The sequence below is a fragment of the Candidatus Nitrospira salsa genome (assembly GCF_965152625.1).
The window spans coordinates 273403-295162 of record NZ_CBCUCO010000002.1 but is presented as its reverse complement, the minus strand read 5'-3'; the positions used below and the strand labels follow the sequence as shown (position 1 = coordinate 295162).

General features: G+C 47.5%; 22 protein-coding genes and 1 tRNA gene. 4 read left to right on the top strand and 19 right to left on the bottom strand.

The annotated features are described in order from the left end of the window. Positions 1–42: 42 nt before the first annotated feature. Both ACWQXP_RS03170 and ACWQXP_RS03165 read right to left on the bottom strand, forming a co-directional pair. Positions 43–1437 (bottom strand): CCA tRNA nucleotidyltransferase, encoded by a 1395-nt coding sequence (locus ACWQXP_RS03170; protein ID WP_454061390.1) that lies wholly within the window; start codon positions 1435–1437, stop codon positions 43–45. An 82-nt stretch (positions 1438–1519) separates the two neighbouring features. Beyond that, the gene (locus ACWQXP_RS03165) at positions 1520–1840 is read right to left on the bottom strand and encodes a cupin domain-containing protein (RefSeq protein WP_454061389.1); all 321 of its coding nucleotides are present in this window, start codon (positions 1838–1840) and stop codon (positions 1520–1522) included. A 209-nt stretch (positions 1841–2049) separates the two neighbouring features. Here ACWQXP_RS03165 and ACWQXP_RS03160 point away from each other — a divergent pair, with 209 nt between their 5' ends. The 4 genes from ACWQXP_RS03160 to ACWQXP_RS03145 all read left to right on the top strand — a co-directional run bounded on the left by ACWQXP_RS03160 (position 2050) and on the right by ACWQXP_RS03145 (position 4530). After that, positions 2050–2685 carry a DsbA family protein gene (locus ACWQXP_RS03160; protein ID WP_454061388.1) on the top strand — a complete coding sequence of 212 codons (636 nt, stop codon included), beginning with the start codon at positions 2050–2052 and terminating at the stop codon, positions 2683–2685. 47 nt (positions 2686–2732) lie between these two features. Then, positions 2733–2945: a hypothetical protein gene (locus ACWQXP_RS03155; RefSeq protein ID WP_454061387.1), complete on the top strand. Its 213-nt coding sequence runs from the start codon at positions 2733–2735 to the stop codon at positions 2943–2945. Positions 2946–3222: 277 nt separating this feature from the next. Then, positions 3223–3314 (top strand) — tRNA-Ser (locus tag ACWQXP_RS03150). Positions 3315–3468: 154 nt separating this feature from the next. Then, entirely contained in the window at positions 3469–4530 is a 1062-nt protein-coding gene (locus ACWQXP_RS03145) for a hypothetical protein (RefSeq protein WP_454061386.1), read from the top strand. A gap of 69 nt (positions 4531–4599) precedes the next feature. Here ACWQXP_RS03145 and rfaQ read toward each other — a convergent pair whose 3' ends face one another. The 17 genes from rfaQ to ACWQXP_RS03060 form a co-directional block, all read right to left on the bottom strand. Continuing rightward, a complete protein-coding gene (rfaQ, locus tag ACWQXP_RS03140) occupies positions 4600–5619 on the bottom strand; it encodes a putative lipopolysaccharide heptosyltransferase III (RefSeq protein WP_454061385.1) in 1020 nt (339 codons plus the stop codon). A 78-nt stretch (positions 5620–5697) separates the two neighbouring features. Then, positions 5698–6765, bottom strand: a complete 1068-nt coding sequence (locus tag ACWQXP_RS03135; RefSeq protein WP_454061384.1) for a glycosyltransferase family 9 protein — start codon at positions 6763–6765, stop codon at positions 5698–5700. A 61-nt stretch (positions 6766–6826) separates the two neighbouring features. Further along, complete coding sequence (locus ACWQXP_RS03130) at positions 6827–7921, bottom strand: glycosyltransferase family 4 protein (RefSeq protein WP_454061383.1); 1095 nt, start codon at positions 7919–7921, stop codon at positions 6827–6829. A gap of 132 nt (positions 7922–8053) precedes the next feature. Continuing rightward, positions 8054–8824: a glycosyltransferase family 2 protein gene (locus tag ACWQXP_RS03125; protein ID WP_454061382.1), complete on the bottom strand. Its 771-nt coding sequence runs from the start codon at positions 8822–8824 to the stop codon at positions 8054–8056. 2 nt (positions 8825–8826) lie between these two features. Further along, positions 8827–9666, bottom strand: a complete 840-nt coding sequence (locus ACWQXP_RS03120) for a hypothetical protein (RefSeq protein WP_454061381.1) — start codon at positions 9664–9666, stop codon at positions 8827–8829. After that, positions 9663–10769: a glycosyltransferase family 4 protein gene (locus ACWQXP_RS03115; RefSeq protein ID WP_454061380.1), complete on the bottom strand. Its 1107-nt coding sequence runs from the start codon at positions 10767–10769 to the stop codon at positions 9663–9665. The genes ACWQXP_RS03120 and ACWQXP_RS03115 overlap by 4 nt, the downstream gene beginning before the upstream one ends. A gap of 99 nt (positions 10770–10868) precedes the next feature. Continuing rightward, on the bottom strand, positions 10869–11639 hold the full coding sequence (locus tag ACWQXP_RS03110; RefSeq protein ID WP_454061379.1) for a glycosyltransferase family 2 protein: 771 nt from the start codon (positions 11637–11639) through the stop codon (positions 10869–10871). A 55-nt stretch (positions 11640–11694) separates the two neighbouring features. Further along, positions 11695–12786 carry a glycosyltransferase family 9 protein gene (locus ACWQXP_RS03105; protein WP_454061378.1) on the bottom strand — a complete coding sequence of 364 codons (1092 nt, stop codon included), beginning with the start codon at positions 12784–12786 and terminating at the stop codon, positions 11695–11697. A 137-nt stretch (positions 12787–12923) separates the two neighbouring features. Then, positions 12924–13493: a D-glycero-beta-D-manno-heptose 1,7-bisphosphate 7-phosphatase gene (gene gmhB, locus ACWQXP_RS03100; RefSeq protein WP_454061377.1), complete on the bottom strand. Its 570-nt coding sequence runs from the start codon at positions 13491–13493 to the stop codon at positions 12924–12926. Further along, a complete protein-coding gene (gene waaF, locus ACWQXP_RS03095) occupies positions 13483–14565 on the bottom strand; it encodes a lipopolysaccharide heptosyltransferase II (protein ID WP_454061376.1) in 1083 nt (360 codons plus the stop codon). The genes gmhB and waaF overlap by 11 nt, the downstream gene beginning before the upstream one ends. Before the next feature lie 71 nt (positions 14566–14636). Further along, on the bottom strand, positions 14637–15728 hold the full coding sequence (lpxK, locus tag ACWQXP_RS03090) for a tetraacyldisaccharide 4'-kinase (RefSeq protein ID WP_454061375.1): 1092 nt from the start codon (positions 15726–15728) through the stop codon (positions 14637–14639). 33 nt (positions 15729–15761) lie between these two features. After that, positions 15762–17090, bottom strand: coding sequence for a 3-deoxy-D-manno-octulosonic acid transferase (locus ACWQXP_RS03085; protein WP_454061374.1), 1329 nt, complete (start codon positions 17088–17090; stop codon positions 15762–15764). Positions 17091–17209: 119 nt separating this feature from the next. Continuing rightward, positions 17210–17371, bottom strand: a complete 162-nt coding sequence (locus tag ACWQXP_RS03080; protein WP_454061373.1) for a hypothetical protein — start codon at positions 17369–17371, stop codon at positions 17210–17212. After that, a complete protein-coding gene (locus tag ACWQXP_RS03075) occupies positions 17368–17868 on the bottom strand; it encodes a lysophospholipid acyltransferase family protein (RefSeq protein ID WP_454061372.1) in 501 nt (166 codons plus the stop codon). Before ACWQXP_RS03075 ends, ACWQXP_RS03080 begins: the two co-directional genes overlap by 4 nt. 4 nt (positions 17869–17872) lie before the next feature. Beyond that, the gene (gene msbA, locus ACWQXP_RS03070) at positions 17873–19630 is read right to left on the bottom strand and encodes a lipid A export permease/ATP-binding protein MsbA (protein ID WP_454061371.1); all 1758 of its coding nucleotides are present in this window, start codon (positions 19628–19630) and stop codon (positions 17873–17875) included. Next, positions 19627–20769, bottom strand: a complete 1143-nt coding sequence (gene lpxB / locus ACWQXP_RS03065; protein WP_454061370.1) for a lipid-A-disaccharide synthase — start codon at positions 20767–20769, stop codon at positions 19627–19629. The genes msbA and lpxB overlap by 4 nt, the downstream gene beginning before the upstream one ends. Before the next feature lie 40 nt (positions 20770–20809). Then, on the bottom strand, positions 20810–21754 hold the full coding sequence (locus ACWQXP_RS03060; RefSeq protein ID WP_454061369.1) for a Gfo/Idh/MocA family protein: 945 nt from the start codon (positions 21752–21754) through the stop codon (positions 20810–20812). Positions 21755–21760 lie beyond the last annotated feature (6 nt).

Below are 21760 nucleotides of genomic sequence, written 5' to 3'. Positions count from 1 at the left end.
CTATGGGTTTTTCCCGTTTTCCTGAATAGACCCAACATGCCCCTATTCGAAATAGTGCTGTTGTACCCACCGACAAGCTCCCTCTATGGTATCAAACTCCCCTCCTAGTTGAGCCTCAAATGCTGCTTTCAAGATAACCCCCATTAGAGGACCAGCCTGCACATTCATCGCCAAAAGATGACGACCCATGAGCAATGGCTTTGGAGCTTGAGTGTGGATTTCTAATTTTTGAGCGACCTCCAACATCTCTGCCATGTTGCGCGGGAGCTCTTGCGGCAGTGGAGGTCGGCCACTGTGATCGGCTTCGACAAGTCGCGCCAACATTTCTAAGTTTTCGCCTGCCTCATCGAGTGCCACGGCCACACGCCGCACATGCTTAGAAGATCCAACAAAGTCAATATGCGTCAAATGATATCGACAGAGCTGTATGACACGATTCCTTAATCCAAGCGGCATCCCCACACTCTGAAGAAAATGTTGAAACGTCTCAACCGTTCCGGCATGGCCATGTGAACGAATACGGTCAGGAAGAACTTCCGTGGTTTCTGGCTTTCCAAGGTCATGACATAATGCCGAGAAGACCAATACGGCCCGATCTTCCAAACTTAAACCATCTCGTTCGGCAATTCGAGCTGCCCGGTCGACAACATACAACGTGTGAATCCAAACATCCCCTTCAGGATGAAAACGAGTATCCTGCGGACATTCCTGAAGTGCCGCTAACTCCGGGTATTTTTGAAGCCACTCGCATTGCTGAAGAAAGTGCAAGCCAGCCGAAGGCCGTTGAGATTGTGCCGCCCACTTGTACCACTCACCCCAAATACGTTCGATCGCCAGGGTGTCATATTCAGTCACGAGATTTTGACAGCACCGTATGGTCTCTGGTGTCGCCTCTAAGGAAAATCGCCCAGCAAATTGGTGTCCGCGAAGCACTCTGAGCGGATCTTCCGAAAATTGTTCCCCAACATGACGCAGAATATGATCGTGAAGATCCTGGAAGCCTGAAAAAGGATCAATCAGCTCGCGAGTCATCGGATCATAGGCCATGGCATTCACCGTAAAGTCTCGTCGGATCGCAGCGTCTTTGGGAGTCATCGTTGGATCAGAAAAAATGTCAAAAGCCTTATGTCCCAATCCAGCTTTCGATTCCCTACGCGGAATGGAGACATCGATAGGCCAACCATAAATTTTGAGTACCCCAAATGCTTCCCCAACGACATCAATCTTAAAATAGGTACCTAAGAGTTGCTTCAACTTCTCAGGAGCAATGCCATAGACTTCAATATCAAGATCTTTGGAAGAGATACCAAGAATCGCGTCCCGGACACATCCTCCCACAAAGAGAGCCCGCCCTCCTGCGCTTCGAACCGCTTGGACAAGGGTTTCCAAGGCCTCCTGCGTCACATCATCTCCGATATGTAAAATCGGTAACTCCATGTCAGTTCTTCATGTTCGTAGTTAAGCTAATTTTTCCAGGAATACTCTCACCTCGATGAAGTCTCTCCCTTCATATAGTGGCTTAAGAAGGATTCGGTGCCATAAATACCAAGATTCGAAGTCGTTGATCCGTATGGTTGATAACACCATGCTCCTCACCGGCAGGAGCCATCGTCCCCTGCCCTTGCCCAAGCACATGACTTTCCCCTCCAATTTGAAATATTCCACTCCCCTCTATGACAAGATAGACTTTGTCTTGGTCGGCATGCACATGACCTTTTTGCTCTTGTTTCGGCTCAAGACAATACACATCACAAAAAAACCTCATAGATTGAAATACATTGTGTTTTTTCATTTTCTCCAAAGAAAACTCTTGAAAATCATCAAGACTTACAATCTTCATTCTCCTGTCCTCCTTACGTGAAATTTGTCAAGCATGCGTGGCCTTTCGAACGGCTATCAAGCAGCCAGTGAGACCAACTCACCCTAGAGTCTCTCGTTCGTTTAGGTTGAACCCTCGTCACTATCATGGTAGCCTGAGAGGAAGAATTCGCGTACATCAAACCATCTTGCTACAGACCGCCAGTTATAATATTTAGGAAAGGTACTCGCATGGACACCGCCCGCTCATCCTTCGCCTGGCTCATCTGTGTCGTCATTTTTTCTCTGACTGTCCCTTTGGCAATTGGGGCAACAAGTAACACGATTCAAGGTGAATATGAACTGCTTGATGAACCATCCAAACATGAAAAAGGGAAAGTTATCCTATTTGAATTTGCCGACTTCTATTGCCCGCATTGCCACATGTTTGAAAAAATTGTCGTCACCAAGCTTGCAGAAGAGTTCGGAGATGAATTCGAAGCTCGACTCATCGGATTTCCAGTCATGCCAGGCAAACTTCCTACGGCGTTTGAAATGTATGAACAAGCCGTGACGATGGGCAAGGGCCCTGAAATGAAAGATGCATTATTCGGCGCCATTCATGGGAAAAAAATTGAAGTCTTCGACAAAACCATACGACGATTGTTGCTTGAAAAGCTAGAACTTGATGTTGAAGAATTTGAAAAAGGATTAGCCAGCGGCGTTCCTTATCGAACACTCGAAAAAGGAAAAGCCTGGGGAGAACGCATTAAAGTCACGCACACACCAACCATTGTGATTGATGGAAATATTCGAGTCGCAAATTTAACGGAAGAAAATCTCAAGACCATCATTCAGAGTATTCTCGAACAGGATAAACACTCATAACAACACCTTCGTCAACCTATTCGTATTCAAGAAAAAGGATGCAGCACATGGGAAAAAAAAGCAAATCAGACCTACCATTTCCAGAAATGAACGATTTGGTCGCCGGCATGGAAGATCTTATGCGAGACGAGAATGGGCAACCGTTGACTCCAGATCACCCTCAATATAAAAAACTTTCTGCACTGATGGAAACTATGGTGAATACCATGAACGATAAGAATAATGAAACCACATTCAAAGGTCCACAAGGTCAGGCATAAATGTTCACGCCGCCCAGCCCTATTCCTCATAGAGCGCACCGGTAACCCTCGGAACACACATACTAACCAACAAGATGAGTGGGCGATCATAGATTGTCCAAAACAAGACCCGTGAACATTTGGCCATCACCCTACTCACAGTTCACCACCTCGTATGAACATTGTGTTTGTTCGCCCATGAAGTCGAAAAAGTGACACACAGAGAGGGTTTCATCGTGTAGATTGACAAATCGCCTTATAACAACTAAAACATCACCAGTCGGAACACAGACAATGCGGAGAGGTGGGTGAGTCTGGCTGAAACCAACGGTTTGCTAAACCGTCGTAGGGTAAAACCTACCGCGGGTTCAAATCCCGCCCTCTCCGCCAGCCTTCGCATAGCTTCGTCCCGCAGGCCAGCTGTTTGGGGCAAGGATCTGTCGAGAGCACCATTCCAAATCTCAGTTGCCATAATTTCCATACGGTCAATACTATCTCTGACCAAACGTTCTGATCACATCAAAACTTTATAACCGTCATCGTTATGCGTGAACATCGCTGGGAAACAATAGCGCCCCTCTCTTTTGATGAGGTCTTGCAGACCACTCAACAATTGAAACAGGCTGGACTCACCCCTGCCCATACCGAAAAAGATATTATTTGCTATATCGAAGAGTGGAAGGTTTCTGGACCACAGGGCATTCAAGCACTTGACCCTTGGCCATTAGAAGACATCACACTGATTCACATTTTGGATCAATGGGAAGGAGACTTCTTCCTACTGGCAGGGCAATATCACACCGTTGTTCAACAATACCAATCCGTGAACACCTATTGCTCAATCTGTCATCCCTGGCGCATTGAAGAACACATGGTGACCTTACGACCTGATGCCATGCTCTGGTTGGGTTTTCGACATGCCCATTCCTTTATCCGAGTCCGTGTGCACACGACGGAAATCGTCGCACCCGGCGAAACATGGGCTGATCATCAACGCCCTTTGTGGTTAACCGAACGTCAAGCCGCGTTTCAGTCCGCGATCAAAACACTCGACCTTCCATTGGAAGCCGTTGTCGACCAGATACAGGTCCGCCTCCAAACCCCTCGTCAGGACACACCACTATTTTGTTCATGGCCGGATGCCTTTGGACCATGCCAATTTGAATTAAACTCCCCTGACGTCTTTGAATTTCTTGTTCCGGCCAGCCAACTCGCGGCAACATGGCAAGGGAAACCCCAATCGGTACGAGCCTATCTCACCGGATTCACTGAAGAACAGTTAATTCACTTTGACTCATTTGATGCATCGAAACGATCAGTGTACCGATGTTCCGTCCATTGCGTCATGAATGAACTCCCTGAACTCCTGACCACTCTCGGAGAGACCGGTCGTCTATATTCAACGCTCTGCGAATTTCAAACGTCCACGATTCTCCCAAACGGACATGATTCAGCCGCCATTATCGGTATTGTCGGCCATCAAGGAACATTTCAAATCGAAGTTCGGTTAAATCGATACCCAGTCAGTGCGCAAGACACCACGGATTGGTTGGAATCTGTCATCGGCAGACCTGTGACCTACTCCCCTCTCTCAGCATTTCCATAGAGAAGACAAAAGCTGCATAGCACAAATGGCGATGAAGATGGATGCCTATAAATCGTTCTCACCCATAATCTATGACTTCGCAGGCTTCACTTCTTGAAGAAGCTTAAGCGCCGCCTCATACACTTCATCAATGGAAATTAGTTTCATGCAGCTCTCTTCGCCGCGAAAACAGCCTGGATGAAAACACGCTCGGCAATCCAGCCCCTTATAGATAACCGTCGTCATGCTTCCTCTTGGCCCCCACGTTTCAGGGTTCGTTGGCCCGAACAAACCCAGTACGGGACATTCGACGGCGGAAGCCATATGCATCAGCCCCGTATCATTACCAATGAACAATTCAGCTTTTTGCATGAGTGCCGCTAATACCAAGAGCGGCGTTTTCCCCACAAGCGAAAAGATTCGTGTTTTGGCAACTTCTTGAATCTTCGTGGCAACTTCCTGGTCTCGATCATCCCCAACAAGAATAATCGACAGGGAGTTTTCAGCCAACCGATCACATAAACTGGCAAATCGTTCAAACGGCCAGGCTTTAAACCAATATCGTGCCGTCGGATGAACCATCACCCAACGACGACCAAGAAGCCCCAGCTCATCTAATCTGGCCTGAGCACGAGCCGTTTGTTCTGATCCGACAAACACCTCAGGCTTTTGAACAACAGAAGGTGCATCAACAAACGTAAGGGCTTGAGTGTGATATTCCACCATGTGACGACTCGCAATTCCGGATGAAATACAATGGGAGTACAATTTCCCTCTCCATCGGTTTTCGCTATTGAAGCCAATGCGTCGAGATGCGCCAGAAATCCAAGTCAGAAATGCTGAACGATCCCCATCAGTCAAATCAATCACGCAATCAAACTGTCGCCTACGCAATTCCAGCCAGAATTGAATTTGTTCAACAAGGCTGCCCCGAGCCATCACCAATACGTCGTTGACATGCGGATTATGCTGAAGAACCTCTTGCGTACCAGGATTGACAAGACAAACCAAGCTTGCATGAGGAAATTGCTGCCGCAATATTGAGAGGACTGGAGTCGAGAGCACCACATCCCCGATATACCGCAATTTAATAATAAGAATATTGTTCAATTGTGGCTTCCAAAGCTTGTCCAACACGAAAAGAAGAGAAAGCGAGGAACGCCAATCCTTGACAACAACACAGGTAAGCTAGACATGCCAGTCGCTCATGACTTGAAACACGGCGTCCTTTACATCCTGAACTGAGATTTCCAATAATTGCTGATAATCTTGTTCATAATCCACCTTTTGCCAATACGCGTCCTCTCTTCTTCCTTTGGTCACCATCATCGCTCGATTTCCCCAGGGCGCATATTGAACGGTATCAGCCTCGCCATAGAGACCGATCACGTGAGGTTTCGGTAATGCTGAGGCAATATGCATCGGCCCTGTGACATTTGAAATGACTAAATCAAATTCCGCTAAAACGGCAATCAACTCACGGAGACTCGTCTGGCCAGATAGATCCAACGGTGGCTCGTTCATCAACTCAGAAATTCGTTGACAGACACCACGATCATCAGCACCTCCGACCAAGACAATCCGGACATGATAGTGCTCGACGAGAAAGTCTGCCAATTGAGCAAACCGATCTAACGGCCACATTCGCCACGGTGATCCGGCTCCCGGCACAAGACCGACTATTCGTTCGGATGTCGTCTGTCCATTTGCAAGCAACGACAAGGCACGCTGCGATTCATCGGAAGTCAGGAAAAGCTCTAATGGCGGCGCTTGGTAAAAGTCCATACTTCCCACCAGCGAGTGGACTAAGGCCAATTTTTGTTCAGTGAGATGTCGATCGTCACGCGGCATCGCCACAGAATGACTGTAGAGAAAGCCACGTACCCTATTTCGAGACTCTTCACCATACCGACGAGAGGCCCCGGATAACCATGCGAGCATGGCACTTCTTGGCCCGCTAAATAAATCAACAACCGTATCAAATTGTTCATGCCGAATGTCAGCAATGCACTGCAGCCATTGCTTGAATTGTGTCGTTTTTGATAACCGTCTCGCGGCACGTCGATCAATCTCAATCACTCGATCGAGGTGTGGGTTGTGATGAAGAATCTTTGCACTCTGTCCATCGGCAAGTGCCGCAAGATAGACATCGGGGTAAGCCAGTCGGAGTTGTCGAATAATGGGTGTGATGAGCACTACATCACCGATCGCTCGTATCGCCAGGAGTAAGAGTCGTGTAGGCGCTTCGCTAGACATGGAGGAATGACTCTCGTTGATTACGGCCAACTCGCTTTCTTCGTTCTCAGCTCACACATAATCAGTTACCTGCAACTCGTTCATAGAGTTGGACTGTTTGCGTTGCCGTTTGCTCCCAAGAAAACTGTTTGGCCCGCTGGAGGCCGGCATTCCGCATGCGGTGTTGAAGGCTTGGATCCGTCAGAACCTGTTTCATCGCGTGCTCCAGGGCGGCAACATCCATAGGACTAACCATCATCGCGGCATCACCCACCACTTCGGGCAATGAAGACGTATTTGAACACACAACGGGACAACCACAGGCCATCGCCTCGAGAACCGGCAACCCGAAGCCTTCATAAAGAGAAGGAAAAACAAAGAGTGACGCATGCTGGTAATACCGTATCAATTGCTGATCTGATACCATTCCGGCAAATACTATCTGCTTTTCGATTCCTTTCTGCTTGACAAATAGCGGAAGGTCTCCTTGCTTTTTGATATCTCCAACAAAAATTAATTGATGAGAATGCCGAACATCCTCCGGCAGCAATGAAAAGGCATGTATAAGGGACTGAATATTTTTAGTTGGATCAGCCCCTGCCACACACAAGACGTAAGGAATCATCGCTTGCGCTTGAGTCACTTCTGTTGATGGAGGGAGAAAAAGACCATGCTCGACACCTTGTGGAATCACCGTGATCTGCTCATGAGGAATACCAAGATATTCGACAATATCTCTCCGTGAACATTCTGACACCGTAATAATATGATCGATGTTTTCTAAAGGACGTGGAATACACAAACGTTTAATATGTCCATACAGATTGAAACGTTTTGTAGGTTTCGGATACAACAACGGCTTGACGTCGTGAATCGTGACGACAAACTTTCCACGCTTGATCGCAAGGCAAGAATCATAAGGAAAATGCAAAAGATCATAATTTCCCACACTCATCGTTGCGGTTTGCTCCCAAAACCGTCTCTTAAATAGAGGGTAACGACAGAACCGATACCGAACGTTGGGATAGTCGGGGAAATTTAAATCCTTGACGGGTACGAGAACTTCATATTCATTTGTCTGATCAACACGACCAAGACCTTCAATGAGATTACGCGTGTACCGCCCCAGACCAACATTAAAATTTTTCAAATGCCAGGCAGCAATCACAATTTTCATGCCATAGCGAATCCAATTAACTTCCAGTTGGATGATTGAGACGACCTCAACGTCATACGACGGCTCAAGTATAAGTTGATACTTGAAACGGCTATAAGAATTGGGTTACCCAGCGTTTCAACCGAATCGCTTTCACTCATTATTTTCCGTCACGTGAGACTCGAACAGTTTTGTATATTTGACAAAGGTATACATACTGGCAAATACAGCAAAAATAATTCCTCGCGTACCATCCCGATAGCCCTTTTTTAACACATACGTCTTGAAAAATATGATGAATGGATTACATATGACATGATACCAAGAGACAGAATTCTGGACTTTGCCTTTTTCTGAAGCTGCCAAAGTTGTATACAGATTAAATTTCTTAAAATGATCCGTAATCTTTCGTTCCGTATAGTGATCGAGATGTCTTGAAAGCGTCGCAATCTGACCATTCACAAGTAAATTCTCGTGAACTGCGACATCATTATACTGCGCCTTTCCATTCTGAACGAGACGGATTTGATAGTCAGGATACGCTCCGCCCCATCGAACCCATTGACCATAAAAATAATTTCGCCGTGGAACGCGATAGGCCACAGTCTTACCTGACACAGTCGAAAGGGTTTCTTGAATTTCTTTGGACAATTCCATACTCACACGCTCATCAGCATCGAGTATCAATATCCAGTCAGAACCAACCTGTTCCATGCCAAAATTCTTTTGAAGCCCGAAACCTGGCCACGGCCTGACGAAAATACGGTCTGTATATTTTTTGGCAATTGCCACAGTTTCATCTGTGCTTTGGGCATCCACGAGAATGACCTCATCGGCCCACTTAACGCTCTCCAAACACTCTGCAATATGCGTTTCTTCATTCTTTGTGATGACCAAAACCGCTAAAGTCGGGCGTGAGCTCATCTCTACCCTTTAAATCCATGATTCATCACTTCACGGTAAAACTTCCAATTTAACCAACGATTTCGTCTTGCTCTAATTTTCTTCGCCCTAGCCAGTCGCGCTTGCATGACATGGGGATGGGGCTCATTAAAATCCTTGAGTATTGAATAATTCGGAAATTGCGCTTGCAAGGCCGCCTCCTGATCCAACTCTTCAGGTGTACGAGTATTCCCATGCCACCAGGATTCCATAACACGTTTTTTGGCACGAAACGTCTCAGGGTCTTTGACCCATCCATAGTGAAACACTCGAGCTGGAATTACCTGTCCGGAAGGACCTGACTTGATCATTTTCGCTACCTGCTCTGTTCGAAAGTCGCAACCATCCGCCGAAGACTGAATCTGCCTATTCGTGCGAACCACCCTGGTGGCTTTTCGATACATCCAAGGATCAAGAGACCAATAGTCTCCTTTAAAATGCAGAACACGAAATACCAGTCCCAGAATATTTTCGCGATGAATATGTGCATTCATAGCATCGTGGATGACAGGTAAGTCATCTTCATGGATGACTTCGTCTCCTTGTACGAGAAATGCCCAATCTCCGGAACAATGAGAAAGTGCAATATCCTGTTGCATTCCCAACACTCGGCCATCTTGCTTCAGAGTCTCATCCCAAATGCTCTCGACAATTTTTATTCGCTTGTCGCCCAAGGAGCGGATTAACTCCAGAGTGTCATCCTCTGAATTTCCGACATTCACGATAAATTCGTCGACAATTGGCAAGGCCGACTGAATCGCCTCAATGATGGGAAAGTCATACTTCACCGCGTTTCGAATAAAGGTAAAGCCACTGACTTTCATGTGCCACTCACAATCACACTCCCTGAAATTTGTCGATCAAGACACTCACGATAGACGCATTCAGTTCGTACAAGCATGCCGTGAAAGCTATAGGATTCAGCAATGTGCCTTTTCGCTGACTGCCCTAATTTTTCTCGAAGCTCTTGATTCGTAGCCAATCGAATGATGGCGTGAGCAAGGCTTCCACTGTTTTTAGCCTCCACTAAGAGACCGGTTGTTTCATGTTCCACCACTTCCCGAACACTGCCCACATCCGTCGCCACCACCGCCACCCCCATGGCCATCGCTTGAGTCAAACTTTGAGGAACCCCTTCAGCTTCAATCGACGTAAGCACAAAGACATCGAAACTCGCTAAAAGTAGTGCCACATCTTCCTGAAATCCTGTCAGTACTACTTGCTCGTGCAGACCAAGCTCATCTCGTTTTTTGACAATCGAAGCATAGTCAGGTCCATCGCCCACAAGATGTAACTTGGCGTGTGGAAAACTGGACGCCACAATGTGAAAGGCCTCCAAAAGATAGGATAATCCTTTGTACGTTCTGAAAAATGCTACAGTCCCAATCACAAGAGGCTGATCGGTCAGTGAATGTTGCGCCTTGCGACTATGACCGGTCACATCAGGATGGAAGGCCTCCAAGTCAACTCCAGTTGGGATCGAGAAAACTCGCTCCGCTGGTACATCCGCTTGCTGTATCACAAGATTTCTTACCGCTTCACCCGTCGTTGTGACGGCATGAGGCAGACGTTGATACAGCACACGATGGCGCCAGGTCTTGGAAATCATCGTGGACTTATGACGCGTTCTGATAATCAACGGGTAACGACGTGAGAAACGGCCAGCAATAGCCGCAGTCCAACTATCGATTGACCCATGGGAATTCACCACCTCAATCTGATGCCGCGTAATGATCTTAAGAAACACCACAATGAGCCAGAGCCACCTCACAGGACTCATGTTCACTTCTTCAACCACGATACCATGTTGCTTCGCGCGTATGGCCAGTTGGCTGCACGGCTGCACGGCCAAGACGACATAATGCCCTCGTTTCACCATGCCAGCAATTTCATTGATAATCCGAAACTCCTGACCTCCAAGTTCCATTGATGATTCAGTATGCAAAATTCGCAATGGAAGGCGTGGCTGCTGAGTGTTCACTGAATTGGCTGATATCATAAAGACTTCTCGAGAAAGTTTTTTTGATCAACATGAAGACTCATGTTGATCTAGTTCCCACAGTTTGGCGTATTTCGTAAAGGTATAGTAGGCGTACAACCCGGACAAAATGAGACCAGGCTTTCCGTCGAGAAACCCGAGACGCAACACATACATTTTAAAAAATGTGAACAGCGGATGCGTGATCAGTTGATGACGGTGAAACCGGCGGCCTCGCTTTCGCATCTCTTGAGACATCAAAGATGAATATCGATCCATCTTTATAATATATTGATCAATATTTCGAAAGGGATACTGAGTCACATGATTCTTAAAGTAACCAATTTGACCTGTCACGGAATAACTCTCATGAACGAGGTCCTCGCGATACTGCATATGGGATTTGTGAAAAAATTGCGGTTGTCGATAATCAGGATACCATCCAGAATGCTTGATCCATCGACCGAGAAAGTTATTGAGTCGAGGAACAAAGTATGCCTGTGCCTTTGGACCTTCTGCTAAATAGCCACGAATTTCGTCACGAACTTCCAAAGATGCACGTTCATCGCTATCGAGACTAAACACCCAATCATATGAGGCATGGGATATGGCCTCATTCCGTAATCGCCCAAACCCGTGAAAGGCATGCTGATAGACTTTATCCGTAAATTCTTGGCTGATCTTGGTCGTCTGGTCGGTACTGAAAGAATCGACCACGATAATTTCATCAGCCCAATGTAAACTCTCTAAACAAGCACGCATATTCGCTTCATCATTGTAGGCAATGACCACTGCAGAAACCTTAGAACTCTGAGCCATCGGTTACCGTTTCTTTCTTCGAGGCTTCGTGCTTCTCATAACAAATTCCATACATTCATTTCCCATTTGGTTTCTGAACAACATTTTTTGTGTCCATCACTGACGCTTTTAATAGAATTTCTGCCGCACTGAGCACTTCGTCAACAGATATTGCAGTCAAACATTCTTTTATTTTGGCGTGATGACAAGTAGATTGTCCGCACGGACGACAAGGAAGAACCGTCTGTAAGGACCGATGTTGACGTCCCCCATACGGTCCAGTCGCTCCAGCATGAGTGGGACCGTACAGACCAATAACAGGAACCCCCACGGCCACAGCCAAATGGATAGGCGCCGAATCATTCGCAATCAGTAGATCTGTTTGCCGCAACAGACTTCCAAGCTGACGAAGACGAAGCTTTCCAACCATGTCAAGACACTTCGCTTTCGTCACCTGCGAAAACTTTTCCATGATCCACTGTTGAGATTGTGACCCAAGCACAACAATTTTATAGTTTGGCCAACGACTCAATTTGATCGCAAGTTCGACATAGCAGTCCAGCGGCCAATTTTTAATTTCTTCACGAGACAGTGGAGCGATAGCAATCAGTCGGTCACCAAGCTTCACCCCAGCTTCATCCAATTTTTGCAGAACAGTGATTCGATCAGCTTCGATATCAGGAAGAGAAAATGTGGGAGTTTGAGTCTCCACACCAAGGTGCCGGACCACGGCTAGATTTCTGTCTACCGCGTGCATATCGAGTAAACGCCAGGGACGATCCATCGGTATTGGTAATTCTACGCGTTGGGTATAGAACCAGGGACTGCCTTCTCGTCCTGCTGCAAATCCCACCCGTTCGGATGCTCCGGAAACACCCGCGAGGAATCCCGTTCGAAATAGTCCTTGAAGATCAATCACCATATCGTATTTCCCTCGACGAACGCGACGAATTAACGAGGGCCAAGATCTCAGACGAAAATTGACAGGAATAACTTCATCGACATCTGGATTGCCATCCAACAATTCAGCCCACTCCTGTTTAATCATCCAGGCAATGTTTGCCGTAGAATAACATGTACGCAGCGAAGCAAGAGCTGGAAGGGCATGCACGATATCACCCAACGAACTGGGCTTTAAAATAAGGATTCGTTTAGGTGGGGAAATCATGCATGCGTCAAGCAGAAGTAAAACTTACCAGACATGAGCCGTGGTTCATTATGACAAGAGAAATACACAATGCAATACAGGGAGTTCATACTTGGCAATGCATGAACAAAAGACCAAGTAGACAACAACAACCCTGTTCACTGCTTCTTTACTACATCCTGAAGAATCCATTCTACCGCATCACTAAAAGTTAAAGTGATACTTTCAATATGAAGTCCGCCACGCATTTCTGCTTTTATGGCTTCGTGACTCACAGAACTCGTGGTGACTAAGACACCAATCGCTCCAATGTTGTTGGCTAATTCCATGTCACTTTGCTTATCACCAACCATATAGCTATGAGCGGTTGAGACTTTTAACGTCTCGACAGCCTGATGAATGAGGCCAGTCTTGGGTTTACGGCAATCACACCCTTCATCGGGAAGATGCGGGCAGAAAAAAATTCCATCCAAGCTCCCTCCACCCTTCATTAATACGTTCTCTAGCTTATCATGAATAGCCTGTAAGTTGGTTCTCGTGAGATATCCTCGACCTATTCCCGATTGATTCGTAACAAGTACCACAGAACAACCTGCCTGCTTTAATCGAGCAACAGCTTCAACGACACCGGGATACAACACGAGGCCATCAGGGCTCGACAAATACCCAGGATCCTCATTTAAGGTGCCATCACGATCCACAAACACTGTGACGTCGCTATGCATCATGATCCACCTTCACACTTCTTGAAAGTTGGTACAGTGCCATATCGAACGCCTGTTGCACCGAAATTTGCGTCATACAGCGATGATCAATCGGACAGGATCGAAGAAAACAGGGAGCACACCTCACGGAATCCTGGACAACGGTATCCTCCCACCCAAACGGAGCCGTATATCCAGAGTCTGTTGATCCGAAAATCGCGACAAGAGGAACGTTGAATGCAGCAGCAATATGCATCGGGCCAGTATCATTGGTAATAAACAGAGAGCATCGTTTAATGATGACCATCAGTTCACGAAGAGTCGTTTTCCCAGATAGGATAATTGGCGTCACTTGCATCAAAGAGGCAATCGTCTGTGCCAGCGATTCTTCTCCCGTTCCCCCGACAAGCACACACTTAACGGTTGCTGTCGAACCAGCCCTCTGACGAATGTGGTCCACCACGCGATCAGCTAACTCAGCAAATCGACCAGGCAACCATCGCTTTGAAGAACCATACACGGATCCAGGATTCAGACCAATGACATATTCACGCTTTCCTGTGACAATCTCAGGAAAGCGTTGATTCACACTTTCCTCATCTTGCTCAAACGTCACAAGTTGCATCCGACGTGGAAGTGTACGGCCTAACACATGTTGAATAAGTAACTGATAATACCGAACTTGATGTATACTTTTTTTAGTGCGTAAGGTCGGCACGGCTTTCGAAAGCAGAACACTCCTCCCGTCGGTTCCATATCCCCAACGCTCCGGAATACCGGCACAAATAGTTAGAAAGGCTGCTTCAAACGCATTTTGCAACAAAATGGCAACCTGAAACTTGTGGGATCGGAGCTCTCGAATGATCCGTGCTTTGCCCATCATTCCGGCATGAGTACGTTGATGCTGATAAAGCAGCACATCATTGATGCCCGGATGACCGTTCAGTAACTCTGCAATGGCTGGTCTTGCCAACAACGTAATATTGGCGCGTGGATAACATTCCCGTACATCCATAAGTGCCGGTGTACACATCACCGCATCTCCTATCCAATTTGGTGCTCGGATAAGAATTTTCGAGATATCCTGATCAGTCATAGATACGCAGGATCAATAGTTTGCGATACACACTCGACTGGGTCATCTTCGGGGCCATATCCCCTCATCCATTACGCCACGACGCGTTGCAACAATTCCAAAAATTCTTTTTCACCTTTTTCGATTCTGGTCTCGAGACGGATCGCCCACACATTCTCGCCATCCTGTAACAGAGAAGAAATTTTCACTCCATCTTTTTCCGTCGTCAAGGTCACATCACTGTTATGACGTTGCGCGTAAGCACGAATGGGCTCAAGGCTTGTCACGGAATAGGAGAAATGATCAGCAAACTCAAATTCTTTAACGATGGTCACGCCCATCTGTTCGACCGTCCGACTAAACGACGACGCGTTGCCGATGCCACTAAAAATTATGGCTCGTTTTCCAATCAGCCAATCCCCAGCTTTGACTTGACGAGTTCTGATATTCACCACTGACAAGGAATGGAATTCAACATGAATAGGTGAAAAGTTTTCACCAATCACTGCTTGAAGAGGCTGAATGACATCGAGATAATTCGGAGATTGATTCGTACGAGTGACCAGAATGGAGGTCGCTCGTCGTATTGCAGAAAGTGGCTCCCGCAGCCGTCCTCTCGGCAAGAGTGCCGTTAATCCTTGTTGATCTAAGGCATCGACCAGTAAAAGATTGCAGTCCCGAAACAGACGTAAATGCTGAAATCCATCATCAAGCACAAAACAATCGACGTTTAGTTGATCAAGAACCCATGAACCCAGCTTATAGCGATCATGGCCCACCGCGATCACCGCCCCTGGACAACATTGGGCCATGAGAAACGGTTCATCACCAACCTCCACCGCACTCACCAAACACTCGTGACCATTTGTGACAAGGACACAATCTGCGGTATTTTTCCGACGATAGCCTCGGCTCAATATCCCAACTTGTTTTCCATTCGCCCGCAACCAATTGGCCAGCCAGATCACCACCGGAGTTTTTCCGGTTCCACCGACCGTCAGGTTTCCTACACTAATCACAGGACGAGGAAGTCGGGATGATTTCAACCAGCCCTTCTCATACAGCTTTCCTCTCGTCTGAATTGCCAAGCCATAAGGAATAGCCAGTACGGTCAGTAAGCCTGGACAATGACGGTGAAACCATGACACGCTTTTTTCTGCTTGAATGCGAAGATCCAACATCATGATCCAACACGGATTTCTCTCTGCATGGCGCTCTTACATCCTATCAAGGACGTATGTTGATGATTCCTCCACCGGAACCGTCTCAAGCATGGGAACGACGGTTTGAATCATTTGAATGTTTTTTTTCACCACACCACCATGTGCGGCAAGAGCCTTCTGCGCGGCTTGTCCGACGCGAGCACTCCATGATGCATCTTCATTCGCCTCTTTGATCCGGCGGAACAATTCGTCTCCGTTCTGAACTTCTATCCCTCCTCCTGCATCACATAATATCCGAGCCACCTCAGCACAATGATCGGTATGGGGTCCGAAGAATACCGGAATTCCCCATCGAGCTGGCTCCAAGAGATTATGTCCTCCAATAGGCGTCAACGTTCCCCCAACAAATGCGATCCATCCCAAGGCATAGGCCGAAGCCAGTTCTCCTCTCGTATCGAGCAGAATGACACGTGGAGTTTTCGTTTCTTCGTGTGTTTCACTATCGTTTTGTAGACGGCTCCTACGGGTACAGAGAAAACCATGACGTCGAATATTGTCTTCAACATTTTGACTACGTTCAATGTGACGAGGGGCCATGAGCAAGACCAGGGACGGCATAATTTCACATAACCGTCCGTAGCAACGGAGAAGTTGATCTTCCTCAGCCGCATGGGTACTCCCCGCCACCAAAACTATTTCGTGAGGAGCAAGATGAAGCGTGGAACGGGACAAGGGGACAGAATGGGTATCTGGACGAGCATCAACATGATCGAATTTCATGTTCCCACTCGTTCGGACAATTTCAGGGCTAGCTCCCAGATTGATGATACGTTGTGCGTCACGTTCCGTCTGCATTAAACACAGCGTCACAAAGGACAGGACTTTCCTCATAAAACCTCGAATGCGTTGGTAACGTTGAAATGAATTTGAGGAGAGACGTCCGTTGACCAGGATCGCAGGGATTTGTTGATCGGCCATCAACCGTAAGAGATTCGGCCACAATTCGGTTTCGATAAGAAGAAACGCTACTGGATGTAATGCACGAATATAGGCCTTCACCGCCCAGGAGAAATCGACGGGGCAATAACAGTGATGCGCGACATGACCTAACTGTTGCTCAACCGCTTCACGTCCCGTCTCAGTAACAGTCGAAACCACCAGAGAGCAATGAGGATACAGTGCATGCAGCTCTTTGACGAAGGGAACCACCGCCGTCACTTCTCCCAACGACACGGCGTGAATCCAAATAACAGGAGAATTCAGATGTTTAAGGTTAGTGGGAACTCGACCCAACCGTTGGAGAAGACCGCGACGACATCGCGGCTTGGCCAAAAGTCCCAACACGATCACTGGAGATGCAATCAGCAGGAGAACATTGTACAAGAAGTACCCCACCATACCTCCCACGCATGACAAACATATGTCGCATCACTCATTACGAAGCAGAGAACGATGAAAACAAGCGGTCTCTGGCCCGCCACATAATCAATACAGACCGGATGTTATAGTTCAGAAACTTTAGCCTCAGCTTCAAGAGTTATCTGGGCCAGGGTGCGTTCAAGTTCAAGACGTTTCACTTCAAGGATTTCGCGAGAGGACAAGGATTCGATCCACAGAGGGGTGCCCCAAATAAACAAGGCTTTTGCCCACGGATACGGTATCATAAACTGATCCCAACTGGAGAAAAGTTTTTTTTTGAGTACGCCACCGTCACTGGAACAATGGGAAGTCCAGTCATTTTGGCTAAATGAATCACACCTTCCTGCACTGTCCCTTGAGGTCCCCTGGGCCCATCGGGCGTGATAACAAGATCAGCACCCGTGCGTCCGTACCGAATTAATTGTCGAAGAGCAGCATTTCCACCTCTCGTCGTCGATCCTCTCACCGATCGAAATCCAAATCGGCTGATGACTCGATCGATGAGTTCCCCATCCCTGTGTTGACTAATTAATATATAGGCAAGCTTCCCACGATAGGCCAACGGCATCATTAATTGTCGACCATGCCAAAAAGCAAAAATTACGGACTTTCCCTCACGATACAATTTACAAACTGGTTCCTCACCTCTTTTGCTAATATATAAAGTGTGTCCGAGCCATTGGATACACTTTGCTCCCAATACTGGAATGATATGAGCCGCTATCCACTGCGGAACATGCATAGTGTTAGACCGTATTAGATTCTAATGATGCGATGGTCGAGTGTTCAAATTGCGTCTGATAGAGACGAGTATAGATCCCGCCATGCTTGAGTAATTCCTCATGTGTGCCTATTTCGACAAGCTGTCCACGTTCAAGCACAACAATCCGGTCAGCGTGTTGGACTGTAGAAAGCCGGTGCGCAATCACCAACGTGGTTCGATGACTCATGAGATTGGCAAGTGCCGCCTGTACGAGTCTTTCAGATTCTGAGTCTAATGCCGACGTGGCCTCATCAAGGATTAAGATAGGCGGGTCGCGCAAAATTGCACGGGCAATCGCCAAACGTTGACGTTGCCCTCCGGAAAGCTTGACCCCATCTTCTCCAACCAGCGTATTCAATTGCTTTGGAAGTGGCTCAATAAATTCCCAGGCAAAAGCAGATGTTGCCGCGTCAATAATGTCGGCATCACTCGCATCCGCACGACCATACGCAATGTTATTTCGTATCGTGTCATCAAATAACACCGTTTCTTGTGAAACAATGCCAATTTGTCGTCGCAACGATACTCGACTGGCCTCACGCACATCATGTCCATCGATTAAGATGACCCCATCCGATGGGCGATAGAATCGCGGCACCAAGCTAACTAAGGTCGATTTACCGCTCCCGCTGCTTCCCACAAGGGCCACAACCTCGCCAACCTGAATCGTCAGTGAAATCTGTTGCAGAGCAGGCTGATCACTGCCTTCATAGGAAAACGTCACATCACGAAACTCTAATGACTGGGCAATGAGAGGTAGAGTCGCTTTCCCGTCATCACGATCAAACTCAGTTTCCAGATCTAGGACATCAAAAACCCGCTTTGATGCAGCCAGGGCTCGTTGAATTGTTTGATTCGCCCCTGAAAGACGCCGAATTGGCGCATATGCCATAAACATCGCCGCAAAGAATGATGAAAACTCTCCAGGCGTCATCGCACCAATACTAATCAGGTGTCCACCGTACCAGGTAATCACCATTGTTCCACACACGCCAATAATCTCCATTAACGGTGACGACAATGCGGAAACCTGAGCGGACTTTTGGCTCGCCGATCGATACGCTCGATTCGTCACGTCAAACCGCTGTGCTTCAGACTCTTCTCTTCCATACGCTTTGACGAGACGAATCCCCGCAAACGCTTCCTTGAGGACGGCGGCCATATCGCCCATACTTTCCTGACCACGCGTCGCGAGTTTCCTCAAGCGCTTTCCAATCCGCACGATGACAAGTGCCGATGCTGGAAGGATAAACAGCATGACGGTTGCCAGTTTCCAATTCTGATAAAACACCACACCTAACAGTGCCACAAACGTCAGGCCCTGCTGAAAAAGATCTTTCATCACACTGGGAATAGCATTCGCCATTTCATTCACATCACTGATCACGCGTGCCACGAGCCGTCCAGAGGCATTCCTATCGTGAAACCTCACGGGCAAGCGCACAACGTGGACAAATAACTGATGCCGCACATCTGCCACGATCCAGTTCCCGACATAACTCATGAGATAAGCCTGAGCGTAGGCACAACAGGCTTTCACACACGCTACGCCCAAAATAATAGCTGGAAGCACACGAAATAAATATTCATCCTGTTCGATGAAAATGCCATCCATCAGGGGCTGCACAAGCCATGCATAGGCCGCTTGCAAGCCTGCGACACCAACCGAACATAGTAAGGCCAACACTAAACGAACTCGATAGACCTGAACATACCGAAGCAGACGTAGGAACGTCTTCACGATTGCACCTCAGCCAAGACACATTCTGCTGCACGACGAGAAGCCCCAGGTTCACCTAAAGCATCTCGTACTTCCTGAAATGTCTTCCGCATGTCTTCGAGGAGTTGTGGATTGTGCAAAAGCCGAAGCGCTTCGGGAACCAGTCGTGTGACCGTCATATCATGTTGAATCAATTCAGGCACAATACGACGGCCCGCCACAATATTGACTAATCCAATGTCAGGAATTTTAACCAAATGGCGAGCGATGGCATAGGTTAACCATGGTACGCGGTAGAGGATAATCATGGGAGTTCCGATAATGGCAGCCTGAAGAGTCGCCGTTCCAGAGGCCACAAATAACAAATCAGCGGCCGCCATCACTTCATTCGGCTGATTGTCGACAACAGCAACCTGTAAACTCTTATAGCCTTTGACTCTATCATGAATACCGGCATGTGATACGGAAGCTGATTTCGCAATCATAATGTGTACATCGGAAAAAGCTTTCTTCACCTCCCAGGCGGCTTCAAGCATCATTGGAAGACAACGCTCCACTTCATGCTCTCGACTGCCTGGCAACAACCCTAAGACCCGCGCACCCTTTGGAACGTGTAATTGTTCTCGAACCATGGATTTATCGTAGGACGGTTGCACCACATCCAATAATGGATGACCGACAAAATTGCAGGGAACTCCAGCCTGACGATATAACGATTCTTCAAATGGGAAAATGACTAACATCCGACTCACCGCACGCTGGATCACGCTGAGACGGCGTTTCCCCCAGGCCCAAATTTGTGGAGCAATATAATAAATGACATGCTGTTTGGCTTTCACCGCAGCTTTCGCTAAACGAAGGTTCATGCCTGGACTATCAATAAACACCACGGCATCATAGATATTTTCTCTCAGCATTTTTTTTAAGCGCTGCAATGTGCGGATTCCACGACCTAACTGTTTGAGCCCCGGTACGCCAATGGCATCAACAGATTCAATACCGGGAAGCAAGTGAACACCTTCAGCCAACATCCGTTGACCGCCAACACCATCGATGTGAATCTGTGGATCTAAGTCATATAACTCTTTCGCTAAATTTGCACCATGCAAATCCCCTGACGCCTCCCCTGTCACAATGAGAATTCGTGGTGACGGTTTCACAATGAGTTGCGTACGATCATCAATTTCATGGCTGTCTACGTTAGGCCATGACTGAGGTCATCTCAATCTTCGTCAGTATTTGATGAGCCAACTGTAATGACGCCACGCCGTCTTCTCCAGACACCAATGGAGGCGCCTGCGTGTTGATCGAGGCAATGAAGGCGCGCAGCTCACGTTGAAGCGGTTCATCTTGATCACCAGACAGTTGCTCGGTTTTTACACTACCCACTCCCGCATTCCGTCCGTTTCGACGGTGAATGACGGCTTGACGGTCTTGGTAATCGATAGATAGATACGCCTGAGACTGGAAAATTCGGCACTTTCGAAGTCTTCCGGTTGAGATTCGACTCGCGGTAAACGTCGCGACGCCGCCATTCGCAAATCCAATACGAGCATTGGCGATATCCACTTGATCGGTTAACACCGCTAAGCCAGAGGCTTCAACCGTGACGATGGCGCCAAGCTTCAGCGACAACACAATATCCAGGTCATGAATCATCAAATCAAGAACAACATCGACATCCGTTCCGCGTGGTTGGAACGGACTCAGCCGATGACATTCAAGAAATCCTGGATGATGAATCAAGGGACGGACAAGTTCGACGATTGGATTAAAACGTTCAACATGACCAACCTGCAGAACACAACCATGTTGCTTGGCTAGCTTAACCAACGTCTGACCATCGTCAACGCGGGACGTAATTGGTTTTTCTACAAGGACATGAACGCCCGCTTCGAGACAGGCACGGACAACAGGATAATGTTCCGAAGTCGGGACCGCAACGCTGACCGCATCGACGTCAGATAGGAAGCGATCAAACTGTGCAGAGTGCGGCACGTGATAGAGATTCGCAATTGATTGACCTCGTGCCTGATCAGTATCCGAGACGGCGACAAGCCGGACTTCAGGAAGTCCGGAATAAATTCTTGCGTGATGTTGCCCTAAATGCCCAACTCCAATCACTCCGACTTTGAGTTGATCCATTTCTAA